The organism is Chitinophaga sp. (assembly GCF_036569125.1).
GTDB lineage: Bacteria > Bacteroidota > Bacteroidia > Chitinophagales > Chitinophagaceae > Chitinophaga.
Window position 1 is genome coordinate 1 of the sequence record NZ_DATCRF010000490.1, and the last position, 3,392, is coordinate 3,392.

The following is a 3,392-nucleotide window of genomic DNA, read 5'->3' on the forward strand; positions in this document are numbered from 1 at the left end:
ATTATACCGCCATTAATGAAATGATCAATCATGGTGTACCTAAAGATGAATATGAAGCTGCTGCCCTTGCCCTGAATGCCGGGGTGGATATGGATATGCAGGGCAGCGTATTTGCCACCCAGCTAAAGAAGCTGGTGCAGGATAAAAAGGTCACGCTGCAGCAGATCAATGACGCGGTGTACCGCATTCTTGCTGCCAAGTACGATCTGGGCCTGTTCAAAGATCCCTTTAAGTATTGCGATACCGTGCGCGCCGCTAAAGAGATCATGAGCCCGGAAAATTTACAGGCTGCCCGTGAAATAGCACAACGCTCCATTGTACTGCTTAAAAATGAAACGCAGCTGCTGCCGCTGAAAAAGCAGGGCAGCATTGCCGTAATAGGCCCTTTGGGCAACAGCCAGCGGGATGTGATCGGTAACTGGTCGGCCGCAGGGGATGGCAGCAAAGCAGTGAGCCTGTTACAGGGCATTCAGAACAAGCTGGGTACTGCTGTAAAAGTTACCTATGCACAAGGTGCGCACATAACCAGCGATACGGGCTTATTAAAAAAGGCCATGCAAAAACAGCGGCTGGAAGCAGCTGATACGGCCAACAGCGCACAGCTGTTATCCGAAGCAGTAGCACTGGCAAAACAATCAGATATTGTGATCATGGCCCTGGGCGAATCGCAGGGCATGACAGGCGAAGCAGCCAGCCGTTCCAACATCAGCATACCGGAAAGCCAGCAGGAATTATTAAAGGCAGTATATGCCACCGGCAAACCGGTGGTGCTGGTATTAATGAATGGCCGCCCGCTTACGCTGGAATGGGAAGATGCGCACATTCCATCTATCGTGGAAACCTGGTTCCTGGGCACAGAAGCCGGTAATGCCATTGCTGATGTACTGTTTGGCGATTATAACCCTGCAGGTAAGATCACCATGAGCTTTCCGCGGAATGTGGGCCAGATCCCCATTTACTATAATCACCGTACTACCGGCCGCCCCATTGATCCTAACAATAAATACTCTACCAAATACCTGGATGTGGCCAACGAACCGCTGTATCCCTTTGGCTACGGGTTAAGCTATACGAAATTCACCTACAGCAGCCCGCAGCTGAGCAAGCCGCAGATCACAGCTGCAGCGCCTTTACAGGTAAGCGTGAATGTTAGCAATACCGGCAGCTACGATGGGGAAGAGGTAGTGCAACTTTACATCCGCGATAAGGTAGGCAGCGTAACCCGCCCGGTAAAAGAGCTGAAAGGATTTAAAAAGATCTTTTTGAAGAAGGGAGAAAGTCAAACCGTAACGTTCACCATTAGCGTGGAAGACCTGAAATTTTATGACAAGGATATGCGGTGGACCTACGAGCCGGGCGCCTTTACCGTATTTGTAGGCACTAACAGCCGCGATGCGCAGGGGGTGGACTTTACTTTGAATTAATGGGCAATTAATTTTGATTTTCCACATTTCTTACTATTTTTGCCCCGTCATTATGATCACTAACGTACATACCCATCATCACCACCATACTTACCACACTGGTAGGCAGGGATGATATTATGTATAAAAAATATATCTAAATATCAGCGGCTTACCGGAAAAGGTAAGCCGCTGTTGTTTTTACTGAACATTCATCATTTATGAAGCTTAAACTCGCCATCCAGAAATCAGGCCGCCTGCACGACGATTCTATTAAACTGCTCAAAGAATGCGGTATAGACATCAACAACGGGGTTAACCGGCTAAAAACAGAAGCCAGCAACTTTCCCCTGGAAGTATTTTTCCTGCGCGATGATGATATTCCGCAATACGTAGAAGACGGTGTAGCCGACTTAGGTATAGTGGGTGAGAATGTAGTGATGGAAAAGAACAAGCAGGTACAGGTAGTGGAAAAGCTGGGTTTTGGTAAATGCCGTTTATCCGTAGCCGTACCCAAAGCCATGGACTACAACGGTGTGCAGGACCTGCACAAGCTGCGCATTGCCACTACTTACCCGGTGATCGTGGATGATTTCCTGAAAAAGAACAGCATTACCGCAGAGATCCATGAGATCAGCGGATCTGTGGAAATAGCGCCTGGTATTGGTTTGGCAGATGCTATCTGCGACCTGGTGAGCAGCGGTTCCACCCTGTTCATGAACGGCCTTAAAGAAGCGGAAGTGATCCTGAAATCAGAGGCTGTGCTGATTGCCAATAACGGGCTGAATGCCGCACAACAGCAAATACTGGACAAGCTGCTGTTCCGTATAAAGGCAGTAAAAAAAGCAAAGAACAACAAGTACATTCTGCTGAATGCGCCTAACAATAACCTCCAGCAGATCATTAGCCTGCTGCCGGGTATGAAAAGCCCCACCGTGCTGCCGCTGGCAGAAGAAGGCTGGAGCTCCGTACATTCCGTACTGAATGAAAATGATTTCTGGGACATTATTGAAAGCCTGAAAGCCGCCGGTGCACAAGGCATACTGGTAGTACCTATTGAGAAAATGATCATCTAATAATTTTAGATTTTAGATTTACGATTTTAGATTTATTGGAAGCGCTTCGGGGTTTCAAACACAACACAATCAAATCTAAAATCTAAAATCTAAAATCGTAAATCTGGATTATGGAAGTTTTTGAGTATCCCGCTAAAACATCCTGGCCGGCGCTTTTACAACGCCCGGTAATGGATACCACTGCCTTGGAAAGCAATGTGGCCGCTATTTTGAAGGAAGTGCAGCAACAGGGCGATGCCGCAGTTCGCAAATACGCTTTACAGTTTGATAAGGTACAGCTGAATGAGCTGCAGGTGACCGAAACGGAATTTGCACAGGCCACCGCAGCTTTAGATCCCGCCCTGAAACAGGCCATTCTGCAGGCCAAACAGAATATTGAAACCTTTCACCGCGCACAGCAGGAAGCCGGTAAAATTATAGAAACCATGCCCGGCGTGCATTGCTGGCGCAAATCCCTGCCAATAGAAAAAGTTGGCTTATACATTCCCGGCGGTTCTGCACCCTTATTCTCCACCATCCTGATGCTGGGCATACCCGCTGTAATAGCCGGCTGTAAGGAAATTGTGCTGTGTACACCCTCCAATGCCGCCGGTGAGGTGCATCCCGCCATCTTGTTTGCCGCCCGCCAGGTAGGTATTGACCGGGTGTTTAAAATAGGCGGTGTACAGGCCATTGGCGCTATGGCCTATGGTACTGCTACCGTGCCACGGGTACATAAGATCTTTGGCCCGGGCAACCAGTATGTCACCTGCGCCAAGCAATTGATCAATAAAGATGGCATTGCTATTGATATGCCGGCCGGTCCTTCGGAAGTGGCTGTGCTGGCGGATGAGAGCTGTGTGCCTGCTTTTGTGGCTGCGGATCTTTTATCGCAGGCGGAACATGGTCCGGATAGCCAGGTGCTGTTAGTAAG

The 3,392-nt window shown here is 48.7% G+C and carries 3 protein-coding genes; all 3 read left to right on the plus strand.

Annotated elements, in window-relative coordinates:
* Positions 1-1,424, plus strand: a 1,424-nt coding sequence (locus tag VIM87_RS18445; RefSeq protein ID WP_331998418.1) for a glycoside hydrolase family 3 C-terminal domain-containing protein, incomplete at its 5' end; no start/stop codon positions are given.
* A 200-nt stretch (positions 1,425-1,624) separates the two neighbouring features.
* Entirely contained in the window at positions 1,625-2,479 is an 855-nt protein-coding gene (hisG, locus tag VIM87_RS18450; protein WP_331998419.1) for an ATP phosphoribosyltransferase, read from the plus strand.
* 110 nt (positions 2,480-2,589) lie between these two features.
* A partial coding sequence (gene hisD, locus VIM87_RS18455; RefSeq protein ID WP_331998420.1) for a histidinol dehydrogenase occupies positions 2,590-3,392 on the plus strand: 803 nt, incomplete at its 3' end.

Bases quoted from the DNA above. Each gene is read 5' to 3' on its own strand.
- hisG (WP_331998419.1), top strand. From the start codon at position 1,625: ATGAAGCTTAAACTCGCCATCCAGAAATCAGGCCGCCTGCACGACGAT.